The following is a 14703-nucleotide window of genomic DNA, read 5'->3' as shown; positions in this document are numbered from 1 at the left end:
CTCACTTCTCCAGCATGGGCAGGTCGAGGCCCTGTTCGCGGGCACAGTTCTTGGCGATGTCGTAGCCGGCATCGGCGTGACGCATGACACCGGTAGCCGGGTCGTTGCGCAGCACCCGGCCGAGGCGGGCGTGGGCGGCATCGGTGCCGTCGGCCACGATGACCACGCCGGCGTGTTGGCTGAAGCCCATGCCGACGCCGCCGCCATGGTGCAGGGACACCCAGGTGGCGCCACCGGCGGTGTTGAGCAGGGCGTTCAGCAGCGGCCAGTCGGACACGGCGTCGGAGCCGTCCATCATGGACTCGGTCTCGCGGTTGGGGCTGGCCACGGAGCCGGAATCCAGGTGGTCACGGCCGATGACGATGGGGGCCTTGAGCTCGCCGTTTCTGACCATCTCGTTGAAGGCCAGGGCCAGGCGGGCACGGTCCTTGAGGCCGACCCAGCAGATCCGCGCCGGCAGGCCCTGGAAGGCGATGCGCTCGCGGGCCATGTCCAGCCAGTTGTGCAGGTGCGGATTGTCGGGGATCAGCTCCTTGACCTTGGCGTCGGTCTTGTAGATGTCCTCCGGGTCGCCGGACAGGGCTGCCCAGCGGAAGGGACCTATGCCTTCGCAGAACAGCGGGCGGATGTAGGCCGGTACGAAGCCGGGGAAGTCGAAGGCGTTCTCGACACCTTCCTCGAAGGCCATCTGGCGGATGTTGTTGCCGTAATCCAGGGTGGCGGCGCCGCGCTCCTGCAGGGCCAGCATGGCGCGGACCTGTACGGCCATGGACTGCTTGGCGGCCTTGACCACGGCGGCCTCGTCCTGCTTGCGCATCTCGGCGGCGTGCTCCATGGTCCAGCCCTGGGGCAGGTAGCCGTTCAGGGGGTCATGGGCGGAGGTCTGGTCGGTGACCACGTCCGGGGTGATGTTCTTCTCGACCAGCTCGGCGAAGACGTCGGCGGCGTTGGCCAGCAGGCCCACGGACACGGCCTCGCCCCTGGCGTGGGCTTCCTGGACTATGGCCAGGGCCTCATCCAGGGTGGTGGCCTTGCGGTCCACGTAGCGGGTGCGCAGGCGGAAGTCGATGCGGGTCTCGTCGCACTCCACGGCAATCATGGAGAAGCCGGCCATGGTGCCGGCCAGGGGCTGGGCGCCGCCCATGCCGCCGAGGCCGCCGGTGAGGATCCACTTGCCACGGGCCTCGCCGCCGAAGTGCTGCTTGGCCACGGCCACGAAGGTCTCGTAGGTACCCTGGACGATGCCCTGGGAGCCGATGTAGATCCAGGAGCCGGCGGTCATCTGGCCGTACATCATCAGGCCCTTCTTATCCAGCTCGTTGAAGTGCTCCCAGTTGGCCCAGTGGGGCACCAGGTTGGAGTTGGCGATCAGCACCCGGGGGGCGTCGGCATGGGTCTTGAAGACGCCGACCGGCTTGCCGGACTGGACCAGCAGGGTCTCGTCGTCTTCCAGGCGCTGCAGCACCTCCACTATCTTGTCGAAGCAGGCCCAGTTGCGGGCGGCGCGGCCGATGCCGCCGTACACCACCAGGCCCTGGGGATGCTCGGCCACGTCCGGATCCAGGTTGTTCATCAGCATGCGCAGGGCGGCTTCGGTCAGCCAGCTCTTGCAGCGCAGTTGTGAGCCGTGGGGCGCACGGATCACGCGGCTTTCGTCGATACGCGGGTCGGTCATAGTGTTTCCCCCAATGTGGTTTTAATGGTGATTTCGCCGCCCAGGCGGTAGCGATCGCCCGGGTGGTAGAGTCGGGCCAGGCTGACCGCGCCCTGGCGGGCGGCGGTCAACCGGGTCAGTTTCAGCAGTGGTGTCTTTTCTTGGACAGCCAGCCAGGCCGATTGCTCGGCATTGGCGGCCACGGCCTCCACCCAGTGGTGGGCGGCGGTCAGCGGTGCCACCTGGCTGAGGTATTCGTGGGGCGTGTGCCGGCCGAAGTCCTGGGCCAGGTAGTCCGGGACCAGGGCCGGGTTCACGAAGCGTTCCTCCAGCTGCACCGGGAGATCGTTGTCCAGGTGCAGGATGCGGGAGAAGGCCAGCGCCGTGCCCTCGGCCAGCCCCAGGGCCCGGGCCACCTCAAGCGGGGCCGGGCGACTCTCCAGGGCCAGCACCTGGGCCGAATGGCCGTGGCCGCGCTCGGCTATCTCGTCGGCTATATTGCGGATGGCCAGCATGGAGCTCTGGGTCTTAAGTTCGGCCACGAAGGTACCCTGGCCCTGGCGCCTTTCCAGCACGCCGCCGTCCACCAGGGCGGTGAGGGCCCGGCGGGCGGTCATCCGCGACACGCCGAACCGCTCGGCCAGGGCGTTTTCCGAGGGCACGGCGTCCCCCGGGGCCAGGCTGCCCTGGTCGATGGCGTCGCAGAGATGACGGCGGATCTGTTCGAATTTGGCGGTGGCCATGGCACTTTGGTCTTGTTTACGTGAACGTCAATGTGGCACAGTTGGGTTGTATATACAAGTTTGGAGGGACTATGTCGTCGGATTGGGATTGGCTGATCGTCAACGTGAACCTGGCCACCATGGCGGACCAGGGCAACATCCAGGATGCCGCCCTGGCGGTACGGGACGGGCGCATCGCCTGGCTGGGCAGCAAGGCCGAGCTGCCCGCCCTGGACCCGCTGCTGCCGGTGGTGGACGGCAAGGGTGGCTGGCTGCTGCCCGGCCTCATCGATTGCCACACCCACCTGGTCTACGGCGGCAGCCGGGCCCGGGAATTCGCCATGCGCCTGGAGGGGGCCAGCTACGAGGACATCGCCAGGGCCGGCGGCGGCATCATGAGCACGGTGCGGGCCACCCGTGAGGCAAGCGAAGAGGAGCTCTATCATGGCGCCCGGGCCAGGCTCAGGGCGCTGCTGGACGAGGGCGTCACCACGGTGGAGGTGAAATCCGGCTATGGCCTGGCGCTGGAGGCCGAGCTCAAGTGCCTGAAGGTGGCCCGGCTGCTGGGCGAGCAGATGCCCCAGCGCATCCGTACCACCTTCCTGGGCGCCCACGCCGTGCCCGCCGAGCACAAGGACGACCCGGACGCCTATCTCGACCAGGTCTGCGACGAGATGCTGCCGGCCGTGGCCGAGCAGGATCTCGCCGACGCCGTGGACGCCTTCTGCGAGGGCATCGGCTTCTCCCTGGAGCAGACCCGCAAGGTGTTCGAGGCGGCCCAAAAGCACGGTCTGCCGGTCAAGCTGCACGCCGAGCAGCTCTCCAACCTGGGCGGCTCCGAGCTGGCGGCCTCCTTTAAGGCCCTGTCCGTGGATCACCTGGAGTACCTGGACGAGGCCGGCATCAAGGCCATCAAGGACAGCGGCACCGTCGCCGTGCTGCTGCCGGGCGCCTTCTACTTCCTGCGCGAGACCAAGCTGCCGCCCCTGGAACTGCTGCGCCAGTACCAGGTGCCCATGGCCATCGCCACCGACATCAACCCCGGCACCTCGCCGCTGAGCTCGGCGCTGCTGATGCTGAACATGGCCTGCACCCTGCTGCGGATGACCACGGACGAGGCGCTGAAGGGCATGACCATCCACGCCGCCCAGGCCCTGGGCATGGCCGACCAGGTGGGCAGCCTGGAGGTGGGCAAGCAGGCGGATCTGGCGCTGTGGGCCATTGCGGAGCCGGCGGAGCTCTGTTATCAATTCGGCGTGCGGCCGTTGACCCAGCTTTGGATCGGCGGCAGAGAAGTGCCCGGCATCCGTCGCTGAGCGCCCCTGTTCAAGGAGGAAACATGAGTATCAATGCCGGCCTGTTGGCCAACATCCTGATGTGTAACGTGCTGCTGACCACCGGGCTGATGCTGTTCTGGCGTTATTCCCGGGGCCGCAAACTGCGCGGCAGTTATGTTTTGAACGGCCTGCTCAACCTGTTCTTCGGCCCCCTGGGGTGGATCTATACCGCCTATGGAGTTGGGCCGGAGCGCAGTCAGGGTTGATAGCCTGTAGGGGGGAGCCTTGGCGATACCCACCAAACCTGATTCAGGGTTCACCCACATGGGTAACGGAAAAGTTCAGGGACATGGGTAACACCTGGCTTGGGTGTTGTCTTATGTCCCTTTCTTATCAGTAAGTTGCTTTCTTCGAGGTTCCCCTGCGGGGCCCCACTTTCTTGCTCGCCCAAGAAAGTGGGCAAAGAAGGGCGGCCCGGTTCGAGTGGCCTTCGGCCCCCCACGCTCCGGTGCGGCTTGCCGGGGCATGGGCCAGACTCACATCCCTGTTCGGCTGGTCCTAAACCGGCATCCCTGCCGGTTTACCCCTCTCGCAGCACCTACGCTCGGCACTCTCAACGGGCGATCTTGGCCGCTGCGCGGCCATTAGTTCCGGCGCAATGCCCTTCGGTTATTGCGCCCTACGCGGCTGGATCGGCGGACAGCCGGTGAGTGGGATCAGGCGTTAACAGGCCTGATGACGGTGTAGGGTGGGTTAGCGTAGCGTAACCCACCAAGCCTGGACCGGAGCTGGGAAGCGTCCGTAGTAATTCATCCTGGCCGGTACATCCTCTGTACCGGCTCGTAGGTTGGGATGAGGAACGAATCCCAACGCTTGATGGCCGCAGGCCACCATTGCCCGTTGAGCATCGCCGAGGGGAAAAGGGTGAGAGGTAAAGGGAGGCAGGACGCCGACCTAGGCGCTGCTGAGCAGGAAGCGAATCAGCGCCGGTTTCCGGTAAGCCCTTTGGACCGAGGAAGACGATGTGAGCCGGGCCGCCCTTCTTTGCCCCCTTTCTTAGGCGAGTAAGAAAGGGGGGCGCGCGCAGCGCAACCTCGAAGAGAGCTGCTCCAATACATCAGCGCAGTTACAAAAAGGCACCTATTCCTGAACCGAGGAAAACACGCATCAAGCCGACTCGCCTTCGGCCGCCGCCTTGGCTCTGCCCAGCCGTAACACCCCCATGGAATAGGCGGTGCCGAACAGGATCACGGCGCCGCCCAGCACCATGGTCAGGGTGACCGGTTCGTCCAGGAACAGGTTGCCCCAGAAGGCGCCGAAGATGGGGATCAGGAAGGTGACCATGACGGCATTGCCCGGGCCCACATGGTTGATGAGCCGGAAGAACAGCAGGTAGGCCAGGCCGGTGCAGAGCACGCCCAGGGCGATGGCGGCCAGCCAGGCCTGGCTGGGGATGCTGGCGGTGGGCCACAGCCAGACGGCCAGGGGCAGCAGCATCAGGGTGGCGGTGATCTGGCTGCCGACCGTGGTGACCAGGGCCGGCACCCCGGGCAGGTAACGCTTGGTGTAGTTGGCGCCGAAACCATAGCAGAGCGAGGCCAGCACCCCGGCGCCTATGGCCCAGAGGGCATCACTCATGCCCAGCTTGTCCCACACCAGTATGCACATGCCACCCAGGCCGATGAGGATGCCAAGCAGGCGGCGGGCGCTGAGCCTTTCGTGCCAGAGGGCGAAGGCCACCAGGGCCGTCCACAGCGGCGCCGTGGAATTGACGATGGCGGTCAGGCCGGCGCTCAGGTAAAGGGTGGCGAAGGCGAACAGGCTGAACGGCAGCGCCGAGTTGACGAGGCCGACCACGACCAGGGGCTTGGTCTGGGCCAGCATCGCCCGGCCCTGGCGGCGCCACAAAAGGACCGGCAGCAGCACCAGGGCGGCGACGCCGACCCGGATGGCGATCAGTGGCACCGGGCCAAAGGCCGGGGCCGACACCCGCATGAAGAGGAAGGACGCCCCCCAGACGGCGGCGAGCAGCAAGAGTTCGGGCAGGTAACGGCGTGGCATGGGACCTCCTTGGCAAGGGCAACATCATACGCCCCTGAGGTGACGGCGTCTTGCCGAAATCGGACCGGCAATTCACATCTCTTTCTGGCCATAAAAAAGGCCGCATGGTGCGGCCTTTCTGGTATTGCGCCTGGGTCAGGCTTCGGCTGCCTTACTGGCGCCGAGCTGGTTGATACCGACGGCGGCCAGGATGATCACCAGGGCGGCCCAGGTGGTGGTGGCCAGCTCCTCGCTGTTGAGGGTGGCGGCCAGGATCACCCCGACCAGGGGCACCAGGTAGTTGGACAGCGAGGCGAACACCGGGCCGGCGTGGCGGATCAGCACCATGTACAGGAAATAGACGACGCCGGCACACATCACGCCCAGGTAGATCACCGAGCCCAGGCTCGGCAGCGTCGGCTCGAAGCTGCCGATGGGCGCCATCACCAGGGCGACCAGCAGCAGCTGGCCGGTGGCGGCGATCAGCACGTTGCGGGCGATGATCAGCGGATCTTCGCCGTCCAGGCGCTTGAGCAGCAGCAGCGCCACGGCGAAGCAGGCCGAGGCGACCACTATGGCCAGGGCGCCCCAGATCTCGGCGTTGACGCCGGCGCCAAGCTGGGGGGCGAACAGCGTCAGCACGCCACCGAAGCCCAGCACCACAGAGCCGAGGCCGGCCAGGGTGATGCGGGCGCCGGCCACCAGCAGCGGGCTCAGCAGTATGGCGAAGAAGGGGATGGTGCCCATGAGGATGGCGGCCACGGCCGTGTCCAGGTACTGCTGGCCCCAGGCCACCAGCACGAAGGGCACTGTCGCTTCCAAAAAGCCGATCAGGTGGTACATGCCCCACTGTTTCTTCTTGGCCCTGAGGTCGAGCAGCTGGCAGATCAGCACCAGGGTGATGCAGCCCACCAGGGCGCGGCCAGCGCCGACCCACAGCGGCGGCAGGCTGGCCACGGCCTTTTGCTGGAACAGGAACTGGGAACCCCAGATCAGGCCCACGCCCAGCAGGAAGAGGTAATTCTTGAGCATTGTTTGCCTCCAATTTCGATGAAGGCATTCTAGGTAGGGCCATGCCATGCTAAAAATGAATAATCTTCACTGAGCTATGGCGAATATCGATATGAGCCGCCTGGATCTCAACCTGCTGCGCATCTTCGAGGCCTTGCTGGCCACCAAGTCGGTGTCCAGGGCCGCCCGGGCGCTGCACCTGTCCCAGTCCACCGTTTCCCATGCCCTGGCCCGATTGCGCGAGCAGCTGGACGACCCGCTGTTCGTGCAGAGCCGCGACGGCATGCAGCCCACCCCCAGGGCCCAGGCCCTGGCCCCGGCCTTTGGCCAGGCGCTGAGCCTGGTGGAGGAGGCGGTCAGCCAGCGCCAGCGCTTCGTGCCTGCCGAGGCCCAGCGCCGTTTCACCCTGGCCGGCGGCAGCTATTTCGACATGGTGCTGCTGCCGCCGCTGATGGCGGCCCTGGCCGAGCAGGCGCCGGGAGTCAGCCTGCGGCTGACCGGACTGGGGCCAAGCGACTACGAAAAGGAGCTGGAGGAAGGGGAGCTGGATCTGGTGGTGGGCTTCGCGGCGCCGCGGCATCTGTCCCATCGCCTGGCCAGGGTGGAGCTGGTCACCGAGTCCCTGAGCCTGCTGTCCGGCCGGCCGCTGCCGGCCGAGCTGAGCCCGGCCTGGCTGGGGGAGCAGCAGCATATCTACCCGTCCGACTGGGGCCACAGCCAGCTGCTGCTGGACAACTGGCTCAGGCTGCACGGGGTCGAGCGGCGCATCCGGTTGCAGGTGCCGGACTTCCTGGCCGTGCCCGGCCTGCTGGCGCGCACCGAGCTGGTGGTGGTGCTGCCCAGCGCCGTGGCCAGGCAGTTCGCCGAGCAGCACGGCCTGCACGAACGGGCCCTGCCTGAGGCGGCGCTGCGCTTCACCCAGGTGCTGGCCTGGCATCCCAGATTCGCCGTGGATCCCGGCCTGGTCTGGCTTAAGTCTCAGATCCTGGCGGTGGCCGCCCACCCCTAGCCAGGCTCCGTCCAGCCTGCCTTTGGCGTCAGGGCCCCAGCAATAGCGCCGGCTCGGTCAGCGGCAGTTCGTGGTCCTGGTGGGGGTAGGGGCGGTAGCAGCCGGGATTGCCGGCCCGCTGGCACAGGCTCTGGTAGTAAGCCTTGCCCTCTGCCTGCCAGCGCCTGAGGCCGGCGTCGTCATCGCCGCCCAGCCACTGTTGTTCGAAGTCGCTGTCCCAGACCGTCAGTGGCAAGCCGTCGGGCCAGTCCAGCCGGGCGCTTCCTTCCAGATCCTCGTAATAGGCGAACACCTCGTTCACCCTGGCCAGCTGTCCGGCAATGCCGTGGCGGAACTCCAGGTGCGCCTGCTGGCTCTGGTTGTCGGCGGGGCCGCCGAGTGCCACCAGCCTTGCCTTGATTTCCGCCAGGCGCTGCTCGGTGCGCTCCTGGTAGCCGCCGGCGCGGATATGGTCCTGGAAGCGGCGGTAGATCTGGCGAAAGACCTTGGCGTCGCCCTGGTAGCGGGAGATGGAGTAGGGCAGCAGTACGTCCGGATCGATCATCACCACCGAGTGGATGCGGCTGTGGAAACCGGGCTGCTGCAGGGCCCGCTGCAGGGCCAGGTTGGCACTGGCGAAGCTCAGCACCCGCCAGGATGTCACGCCATGGGCCTGGCTCAGCTCGGCCAGGCGCTCTGGCAACTCCTGGGCCAGGGCCCGGTAGGACTGGCCCTGGCGGCTCACCGCCACCCAGGTGACGTCTTGCGGCAACAGCGGCGTTAACCTGGACCAGATCAGGGCGTCGGAGAACCAGTACTGGTCCGGGCCGGCCAGCAGCAGGTAGCCGGTGTCGGCGTTGCCGGGGCGCACTTGCCAATGACCGGCCTGGGCGCTGCCGGCCAGCAGGACCGCCAGCAGCAACAACATCCTTGTCATGGGGTTTTCCTTAGTCGTTCATGGCCTGGATAAAGGCGGTGACCAGGGCCGCCGTGGCCTGGCCCACGTCGCTCATGCCGTGCTGGCTGCCGGCCGGGTGCCGGGCCGGGGCCCCTTCGCACAGGTGCAGGTAACTGGGCCTGAGCAGGCGGGCACCCTTGAAGATCAGGTGCTCGGCGTCGGCCAGGGGCATGCCGGCGTTGGTGTAGGCGCTGGCGGGCAGGAAGCTGATGGCGTCCAGATCCAGCTCCAGGCCGGTGGGGTGGCCACCCAGCAGCTGCTTGCTGCACCGGGTCAGGGCCTCGCCCAGGGTCACGGAGCGCTCCACATAGAGCTGCTGGTAGCTGACGCCGCCGAAGCCGGCCTCGGCCAAGGCCTGCTGGCTGGATGCGGAGTTCTTCAAGGGGTTGAAGGCCAGCACCTGGTAAGCGGCCAGGGCACCCTCGTCATGGGCGTAGCGGAAGCCGTTGCCGGAGTGGCGGCCTTCCGGCGGCCGGAAGTCGGCATGGGGATCCACGTTCAGCACCGCCAGCGGCTGGCCCAGGGCGTCGTGCATGCCGGCCAGTATGGGGTAGGCGTTGTTGTGGCCGCCACCGATGACGATGGGGATCAGCCCGGCGTCGGCCAGGGCCTTGATCACGGGACGCAAGCGTTTGTCTACCTCGCCGACCAGATCCCGCAGCCGGGCCAGCTGCTCGGGGCGCTGGTTGGAGAGGGCATCGCCCTGCTCCTGCAGGTCGTTCAGCTCCAGTTCGCCCAGCAGCAGGATAGACTGGGGGGCGAGGGAGCCGTGGCTCTGCAGGTTCAGAAAGCGGCTCAGGAAGGCCTGCCAGCCGAGCTGAGAGCCGCCCCGGCCCATGTTGGCCTTGGGACCCAGATCCTCGGGTACGCCGAGGATGGCGAAACGGGCGCCGAGCTGTTTGGCCTTGGCCAGGCGATCGGCCAGATCGTCGCCCTGGGGCAGCAGCATCAGGGCTTCGCCCAGCTTGGTTTCCAGGGGTCTGTGCGCCACCAGGGGGGCGATGTCGATGTGTCTAAAGACCTTCAGGGTCATGGGATCCCTTTCCCTCAATACAGCGGTGTGCGCTTAAGTTACAATAACCGCCATGGCGCAGGCCAGAGTGGATCCGGCCTGCTGGGCGCCAAATCTCATTTAAGGGGTAACAATGTCATTGGAATTGCTTGAGAAGCTGGAAGCAAAGGTACAGGCGGCGGTGGACACCATCGGCCTGCTGCAGATGGAAATCGAAGAGCTGAAAACCGAAAAAGAACAGCTTGGCCAGAACAACGAGCAGCTGCAGGCGGAAAACGCCCGCATCAAGGAAGAGCTGGGCGCGGTGCAGGGCCGCATCAACGCCGTGCTGGGCAAGATAGCCCAGGTCGACGACCTGCTCTGAGCCCTTGTGCTCCATGAAAAAGCCCCGGCAATGCCGGGGCTTTTTCATGGCCGGCGCTCAGGCCTCCTTGGCCAGCAGCCGGCAGTTGCGCAGGGCCAGGGACAGGGTGTCGCACGCGAAGCCGATGCCGTAGGGCGACCAGGTCAGGTCGGTGCTGATCTGGCTGCGATCCACCTCGATGCTGTGGCGCTGGTCGTCCAGTTCCAGCTCCAGTCGGCCGCTGTCGCAGATGCCGTTGTTGCTGGCGCCGGGCAGGCAGGCGGTGAGCCGGTAGGGGCGCTCGGGCTGCTCCGCCGTGGCCGGCAGGGTGCCCTGGTATTCCAGCTCGATATAGATGTTGTCTTCCGGCAGCTCCTTGATGGCGAAGGCCAAGCGGTCGTCCAGGGGCAGCTGGTAGTGGCTGTCCGTGGGCGGCCAGTGAAGGTCGACCAGGAGTTCGGTTGCCAGGGGTGGCAGCGACTCGAACTTGTCCATGAACTCGAAATAGAGGCCGGCCTCGTTGGCCTTTTGGGCCTCCTCGCACTGGGTGGCCACCAGGGTACGGTCGTCGCCGCTGAGGTAGAGTGCCAGCCGACCGATATTGAGGTACTGGCAGTGCTTGGCGACGGCGCGAATGATGGCCGGCCGCTCGGCATGGTCGTCGCTCAGCACCTTCATGGCCTGGTTGAGTTCGTCGATACGCTCAAGGTGCAGCAGGGCATAGAGCTTGAAGGCACTGTATTGGGCCAGGGTGTCGAGCTGCTGCCTGTCGTCCTTGAGGTCGGCTTCGCCGTCGGCAAAAGCCTTCAGTACCCCCTCAAGGTCGTTGCCAACCAGGGCCACATGGGCCTGGCGGTAGTAATGTTCTGCCGTTTTCGGCGGCTGCTTTTTGCTGCGCCAGAAGACCATCTGTCGTCCCTCTTGGATGTCGATATGTCACTATAACAGCCGTTGCCGCAACAAAAAGCCCCGCGGGCGGCGGGGCTTTTTGTGGTTGGCGCTCAGGCCAGATCCAGGGCTTCCGGCGACAGCACTATGCCGGTCTCGTCGGCGTAGAGGAAATCCTCGGGCAGGAAGGTGACGCCGCCGAAGTTCACGGCCACGTCGGCCTCGCCTATGCCTTCGCCCTCGGCACCGACCGGGAAGCTGGCCAGGGCCTGGATGCCGATATCCAGCTCCTCCAGGGCGTCGACCTCGCGCACGCAGCCGTAGATCACCAGGCCTTCCCAGTTGTTGCTGGCGGCCAGTTCGGCCAGCTCGCCGTCCACCAGGGCCCGGCGCAGGGAGCCGCCGCCGTCCACTAGCAGGACCCGGCCCTTGCCGTCTTCCTCCAGCAGCTCGCGGATGACGCCGTTGTCCTCGAAGCACTTCACCGTGGTGAGCTGGCCACCAAAGGAGGCGCGTCCGCCATAAGAGACGAACATGGGTTCGACCACGTCGACCATGTCGATATAGGTGTCGCAAAGAGCTGACGTATTGTATTCCATGGCAAAAATCCCGTTGCTGGAGAAGCTACTACAGGTTAGCGCCAAAGGGGGGACGGCGGCAAACCCGGTTTCAGGCTCTGTTCACCGGGGCGGGGCTAGAGTGAAAAACAGGGGGCTCCCATTGCGTTAGCAAGTCGTTAAAATGGGGCAAAAAAATAATGGGTTGGATATGAGATTACTTTGCTCAGTACTCCTTGCGCTGCTGGTGGGCCTGTGGCCCGGCGCCGCCAGTGCCGAGGTACCGGCAAATGGCCTGCAGCAGGAGGTGGACGAGGCCATCGACGCCTTCCTGGAATCCGATCCCGGTCTCAAGGTCTTCTTCAACCGCGCCCATGGCTATGTGGTCTTTCCCAAGGTAGGCAAGGCCGGCCTGCTGCTGGGGGGCGCCTACGGCAAGGGCCTGGTCTACCGCAAGGGCCAGCTGGTGGGCAAGGCCAAGCTCAGGCAGATGACCCTGGGCTTCCAGATCGGCGGCCAGACCTACCGCCAGCTGATCTTCTTCAAGAACAAGGCCGCCTTCGAACGCTTCACCCAGGAGAAGCTGGAGCTTGGTGCCCAGGCCTCGGCCGTGGCCCTGGATGCCGGCGCCAGCACCAACGTGGACTACAGCCAGGGCGTGGCGGTGTTCACCCTGGCCATAGGCGGCCTGATGTACGAGGCCTCCCTGTCCGGGCAGGTGTTCAGCTACAGCCCCTACGGTAAGTAAGCACTTTCATCATTCCTTCAAACCGCTGTCACCCCTTTGTCATTGTGGCTGGCTAGATTTCAGCCATAAGCAACGGCAAGGTGCGACCGTCATGCGTTTGATGGCTCTGACAACCCTGGATCATCGGCTGTTCCTGCTCAGCCAGTCACACCAGTACTGGCGCCAGCTGGCGGTGGTGGCCAGGTGGGTTTCCCGCAGCGGCGACGGCCCCCTCTACGCCGTCTTCGCCCTCAGCCTGTGGCTGGCGGCGGTGCCCGGTGCCAACGCCTTCCTGGTCGACGCCCTGCAGGCCTTTGCCCTGGAGCTGCCCCTGTACCTGCTGCTCAAGAACACCATCAAGCGGCGCCGCCCGGCCGTGGCCCTGCCCGGCTGCCAGGCCTTCATCGAGCCGTCCGACCGTTTCAGCCTGCCGTCGGGCCACACCGCGGCGGCCTTCGTGATGGCGGTATGCATCAGCGCCCATTACCCGGCCATGGCCGTGCTGGTGCTGCCCTGGGCGGCGGCCATAGGCTTGTCGCGCCTGGCCCTTGGGGTGCACTTTCCCACCGATATTCTTGCCGGCGCCTGCCTGGGCAGCCTGGCAGCCCTGTTCGCCCTGCTCTGAGGACACTCGATGCGCATACTCTACGGTGTACAAGGCACAGGTAATGGCCACATTACCCGTGCCCGCGTGATGGCCAAGGCCCTGGCCGAGCGCAATGTGAAGGTGGATTACCTGTTCTCCGGCCGCCCCGCCGAGGCCTTCTTCGACATGGAGCCCTTCGGCGACTACCGGATCCGCAAGGGCCTGACCTTCGTCACCGCCAACGGCAGGGTGCAGCTGGGCCAGACCCTGCGCCAGAGCAGGCTGCTGCAGTTTCGCCGCGACATCCGCGAGCTGGATCTGAGCGGCTACGATCTGGTGCTCAACGACTTCGAACCGGTCAGCGCCTGGGCGGCGCGGCGCCAGCAGGTGCCCTGCATCGGCATCAGCCACCAGGCCGCCTTCCTGCAGCCCATCCCCAAGGACGGCGAGAACCTGGTGGCGCGGCTGCTGATGCGCCACTTCGCACCTGTGGATGTGGAGATGGGCGTGCACTGGTACCACTTCGGCCACAAGCTGCTGCCGCCCATCATCGAGGATCACGGCCACCAGGGGCCGCTCAAGCACGACAAGGTGGTGGTCTACCTGCCCTTCGAGGCCCTGGATCAGGTGGTGGCCCTGCTGGAGAACTTCCCGGACTACGAGTTCCATTGCTACCACCCCGATGCCAGGCACGAGGACAGGGGCCATATCCACCTGCGACCGCCGTCCCGGCACCAGTTCCCCCGGGATCTGGCCGAGGCGGTGGGGGTGATGGCCAATGGTGGTTTCGAGCTGCCGTCAGAGGCCCTGAAGCTGGGCAAGAAGCTGCTGCTCAAGCCCCTGCATGGCCAGTTCGAGCAGCTGTCCAACGTGCTGACGTTGCGCCAGCTGGGCCTGGCCAGCGTCATGTACGAGCTGTCGGCGGTGGATCTGGATGCCTGGCTGGAGTTGCCGCCGGCCCAGCCCATCAACTACCCCAATGTGGCCGAGGCCCTGGTGGACTGGGTGCTGGCCGGCGCCTGGGACGACCACGAACAGCTCTGCCAGTCGCTGTGGCGGCAGGTGGCCTTTCCCAGTTACTGCAAGTTGTCGGCGTCGTCGGCCAAGAGCTGACAGATGGCGTCGATCAGGGTGCCGAGCTCGGTGCCGCTGAGGTAGGTGGCGTAGAGCTCGCGGTGGATGACGGGGGCGTCTTCGACCCTGTGCAGCAGCCCTTCGGCCAGGGGCTCGGCCACCATGGAGGCCGGCAGGTAGGCGGCGCCGCCATGGGTGAGCAGGAACTCCAGGGCGATGCGGGCAATGGAGGTGTGCAGTATGGGCGGGGCCTGATCCCGGGCCAGCTTGGCGTGCTGCAGGTTGAACACAGTGCCCCAGTCCACCTTCACGTACTGGCTGGACAGGGCCTCGGCCAGGGTGGTGTTGGTGCGGGTGGACACCAGGTGCAGGGACAGCCGTCCCACTTCCCGACTCTGCAGTTCCTCCACCTTGGGGGGATCGGCCAGCAGCGCCAGATCCAGTCGCCGTTCCAGCACCGAGCGCACCAGCACGTCCGGCGGCGCCGTATCGGCCCGCAGCGCCACATTGCCCAGGGTCTGGTAGATCAGCGGCAGCTTGCGCTGCAGCAGGGCGTCCCAGATGTTGGCGGTGGCGGAAATGGCCAGCTGGGTCGACTGGTGTGAGGCCAGGGCGATGTCCTGCTTGGCCCGCTGCCAGGACAGCAGTATCGCCTCGGCATGGGGCAGCAGCCGTTCGCCGGCGGCGGTGAGCTGGATGTTGTTGCGATGGCGGTTGAACAGCGCCACCCCCAGCAGGCCTTCCAGCTGGCGGATACGGAAGCTGACCGCCGACTGGGTCAGGTAGAGGTTCTCCGCGGCCTTGCCGAAATGGCGGGAGCGGTGCACCTCGATAAAGGTTTTCAGCAGTTCGGTATCCAAGCTGGC

At 66.1% G+C, this 14703-nt stretch carries 16 protein-coding genes; 7 read left to right on the top strand and 9 right to left on the bottom strand.

The window, feature by feature from the left end; all coding sequences use genetic code 11:
* Nucleotide 1: 1 nt before the first annotated feature.
* Together hutU and hutC are read right to left on the bottom strand one after the other, a co-directional pair.
* Nucleotides 2-1675, bottom strand: a complete 1674-nt coding sequence (gene hutU, locus WDB71_RS14350; protein ID WP_341502281.1) for a urocanate hydratase — start codon at nucleotides 1673-1675, stop codon at nucleotides 2-4.
* Nucleotides 1672-2397: a histidine utilization repressor gene (hutC, locus tag WDB71_RS14345; protein ID WP_341502280.1), complete on the bottom strand. Its 726-nt coding sequence runs from the start codon at nucleotides 2395-2397 to the stop codon at nucleotides 1672-1674. The genes hutU and hutC overlap by 4 nt, the downstream gene beginning before the upstream one ends.
* Before the next feature lie 71 nt (nucleotides 2398-2468).
* Between hutC and hutI the strand changes: the two genes are divergently transcribed.
* Both hutI and WDB71_RS14335 read left to right on the top strand, forming a co-directional pair.
* Nucleotides 2469-3692: an imidazolonepropionase gene (gene hutI, locus WDB71_RS14340; RefSeq protein WP_341502279.1), complete on the top strand. Its 1224-nt coding sequence runs from the start codon at nucleotides 2469-2471 to the stop codon at nucleotides 3690-3692.
* A gap of 23 nt (nucleotides 3693-3715) precedes the next feature.
* On the top strand, nucleotides 3716-3919 hold the full coding sequence (locus WDB71_RS14335; protein WP_341502278.1) for a hypothetical protein: 204 nt from the start codon (nucleotides 3716-3718) through the stop codon (nucleotides 3917-3919).
* A 901-nt stretch (nucleotides 3920-4820) separates the two neighbouring features.
* Here WDB71_RS14335 and WDB71_RS14330 read toward each other — a convergent pair.
* Entirely contained in the window at nucleotides 4821-5714 is an 894-nt protein-coding gene (locus tag WDB71_RS14330; RefSeq protein WP_341502277.1) for a DMT family transporter, read from the bottom strand.
* Nucleotides 5715-5849: 135 nt separating this feature from the next.
* Nucleotides 5850-6725, bottom strand: coding sequence for an EamA family transporter (locus WDB71_RS14325; protein ID WP_341502276.1), 876 nt, complete (start codon nucleotides 6723-6725; stop codon nucleotides 5850-5852).
* 91 nt (nucleotides 6726-6816) lie between these two features.
* Between WDB71_RS14325 and WDB71_RS14320 the strand changes: the two genes are divergently transcribed.
* Nucleotides 6817-7713, top strand: coding sequence for a LysR family transcriptional regulator (locus tag WDB71_RS14320; RefSeq protein ID WP_341502275.1), 897 nt, complete (start codon nucleotides 6817-6819; stop codon nucleotides 7711-7713).
* A 28-nt stretch (nucleotides 7714-7741) separates the two neighbouring features.
* Here the strand turns inward: WDB71_RS14320 and WDB71_RS14315 are convergent, their stop codons facing one another.
* Complete coding sequence (locus tag WDB71_RS14315; protein WP_341502274.1) at nucleotides 7742-8629, bottom strand: hypothetical protein; 888 nt, start codon at nucleotides 8627-8629, stop codon at nucleotides 7742-7744.
* A gap of 10 nt (nucleotides 8630-8639) precedes the next feature.
* A complete protein-coding gene (locus tag WDB71_RS14310) occupies nucleotides 8640-9683 on the bottom strand; it encodes a formimidoylglutamase (RefSeq protein WP_341502273.1) in 1044 nt (347 codons plus the stop codon).
* Nucleotides 9684-9795: 112 nt separating this feature from the next.
* On the opposite strand from WDB71_RS14310, the gene WDB71_RS14305 reads away from it, so the two are divergent.
* A complete protein-coding gene (locus tag WDB71_RS14305; protein WP_341502272.1) occupies nucleotides 9796-10026 on the top strand; it encodes a cell division protein ZapB in 231 nt (76 codons plus the stop codon).
* Nucleotides 10027-10083: 57 nt separating this feature from the next.
* On the opposite strand, the gene WDB71_RS14300 is transcribed toward WDB71_RS14305, so the two are convergent.
* Both WDB71_RS14300 and rraA read right to left on the bottom strand, forming a co-directional pair.
* Nucleotides 10084-10914 carry a hypothetical protein gene (locus tag WDB71_RS14300; protein WP_341502271.1) on the bottom strand — a complete coding sequence of 277 codons (831 nt, stop codon included), beginning with the start codon at nucleotides 10912-10914 and terminating at the stop codon, nucleotides 10084-10086.
* 92 nt (nucleotides 10915-11006) lie between these two features.
* The gene (gene rraA / locus WDB71_RS14295) at nucleotides 11007-11492 is read right to left on the bottom strand and encodes a ribonuclease E activity regulator RraA (protein WP_341502270.1); all 486 of its coding nucleotides are present in this window, start codon (nucleotides 11490-11492) and stop codon (nucleotides 11007-11009) included.
* Between the two features lie 169 nt (nucleotides 11493-11661).
* On the opposite strand from rraA, the gene WDB71_RS14290 reads away from it, so the two are divergent.
* From WDB71_RS14290 to WDB71_RS14280, 3 genes are all read left to right on the top strand, one after another.
* A complete protein-coding gene (locus WDB71_RS14290; protein ID WP_341502269.1) occupies nucleotides 11662-12198 on the top strand; it encodes a lipid-binding SYLF domain-containing protein in 537 nt (178 codons plus the stop codon).
* 91 nt (nucleotides 12199-12289) lie between these two features.
* Nucleotides 12290-12802 (top strand): phosphatase PAP2 family protein, encoded by a 513-nt coding sequence (locus WDB71_RS14285; RefSeq protein WP_341502268.1) that lies wholly within the window; start codon nucleotides 12290-12292, stop codon nucleotides 12800-12802.
* Nucleotides 12803-12811: 9 nt separating this feature from the next.
* Nucleotides 12812-13876 carry an MJ1255/VC2487 family glycosyltransferase gene (locus tag WDB71_RS14280; RefSeq protein ID WP_341502267.1) on the top strand — a complete coding sequence of 355 codons (1065 nt, stop codon included), beginning with the start codon at nucleotides 12812-12814 and terminating at the stop codon, nucleotides 13874-13876.
* On the opposite strand, the gene hdfR is transcribed toward WDB71_RS14280, so the two are convergent.
* Entirely contained in the window at nucleotides 13840-14697 is an 858-nt protein-coding gene (gene hdfR / locus WDB71_RS14275) for an HTH-type transcriptional regulator HdfR (RefSeq protein WP_341502266.1), read from the bottom strand. The two genes, WDB71_RS14280 and hdfR, sit on opposite strands and share 37 nt — an antisense overlap.
* Between the last annotated feature and the right edge of the window lie 6 nt (nucleotides 14698-14703).

It is taken from the genome of Gallaecimonas sp. GXIMD4217 (assembly GCF_038087665.1).
Taxonomy (GTDB): Bacteria; Pseudomonadota; Gammaproteobacteria; order Enterobacterales; family Gallaecimonadaceae; genus Gallaecimonas.
The sequence above is the reverse complement of the archived record's forward strand: the minus strand, read 5'-3'. Positions and strand labels throughout refer to the sequence as shown.

Excerpts from the sequence above, each read along its gene's own strand:
- hutU (WP_341502281.1), bottom strand. The coding sequence starts at position 1,675 with ATGACCGACCCGCGTATCGACGAAAGCCGCGTGATCCGTGCGCCCCAC.
- hutC (WP_341502280.1), bottom strand. The coding sequence starts at position 2,397 with ATGGCCACCGCCAAATTCGAACAGATCCGCCGTCATCTCTGCGACGCC.
- hutI (WP_341502279.1), top strand. The coding sequence starts at position 2,469 with ATGTCGTCGGATTGGGATTGGCTGATCGTCAACGTGAACCTGGCCACC.
- WDB71_RS14335 (WP_341502278.1), top strand. The coding sequence starts at position 3,716 with ATGAGTATCAATGCCGGCCTGTTGGCCAACATCCTGATGTGTAACGTG.
- WDB71_RS14330 (WP_341502277.1), bottom strand. The coding sequence starts at position 5,714 with ATGCCACGCCGTTACCTGCCCGAACTCTTGCTGCTCGCCGCCGTCTGG.
- WDB71_RS14325 (WP_341502276.1), bottom strand. The coding sequence starts at position 6,725 with ATGCTCAAGAATTACCTCTTCCTGCTGGGCGTGGGCCTGATCTGGGGT.
- WDB71_RS14320 (WP_341502275.1), top strand. The coding sequence starts at position 6,817 with ATGAGCCGCCTGGATCTCAACCTGCTGCGCATCTTCGAGGCCTTGCTG.
- WDB71_RS14315 (WP_341502274.1), bottom strand. The coding sequence starts at position 8,629 with ATGACAAGGATGTTGTTGCTGCTGGCGGTCCTGCTGGCCGGCAGCGCC.
- WDB71_RS14310 (WP_341502273.1), bottom strand. The coding sequence starts at position 9,683 with ATGACCCTGAAGGTCTTTAGACACATCGACATCGCCCCCCTGGTGGCG.
- WDB71_RS14305 (WP_341502272.1), top strand. The coding sequence starts at position 9,796 with ATGTCATTGGAATTGCTTGAGAAGCTGGAAGCAAAGGTACAGGCGGCG.
- WDB71_RS14300 (WP_341502271.1), bottom strand. The coding sequence starts at position 10,914 with ATGGTCTTCTGGCGCAGCAAAAAGCAGCCGCCGAAAACGGCAGAACAT.
- rraA (WP_341502270.1), bottom strand. The coding sequence starts at position 11,492 with ATGGAATACAATACGTCAGCTCTTTGCGACACCTATATCGACATGGTC.
- WDB71_RS14290 (WP_341502269.1), top strand. The coding sequence starts at position 11,662 with ATGAGATTACTTTGCTCAGTACTCCTTGCGCTGCTGGTGGGCCTGTGG.
- WDB71_RS14285 (WP_341502268.1), top strand. The coding sequence starts at position 12,290 with ATGCGTTTGATGGCTCTGACAACCCTGGATCATCGGCTGTTCCTGCTC.
- WDB71_RS14280 (WP_341502267.1), top strand. The coding sequence starts at position 12,812 with ATGCGCATACTCTACGGTGTACAAGGCACAGGTAATGGCCACATTACC.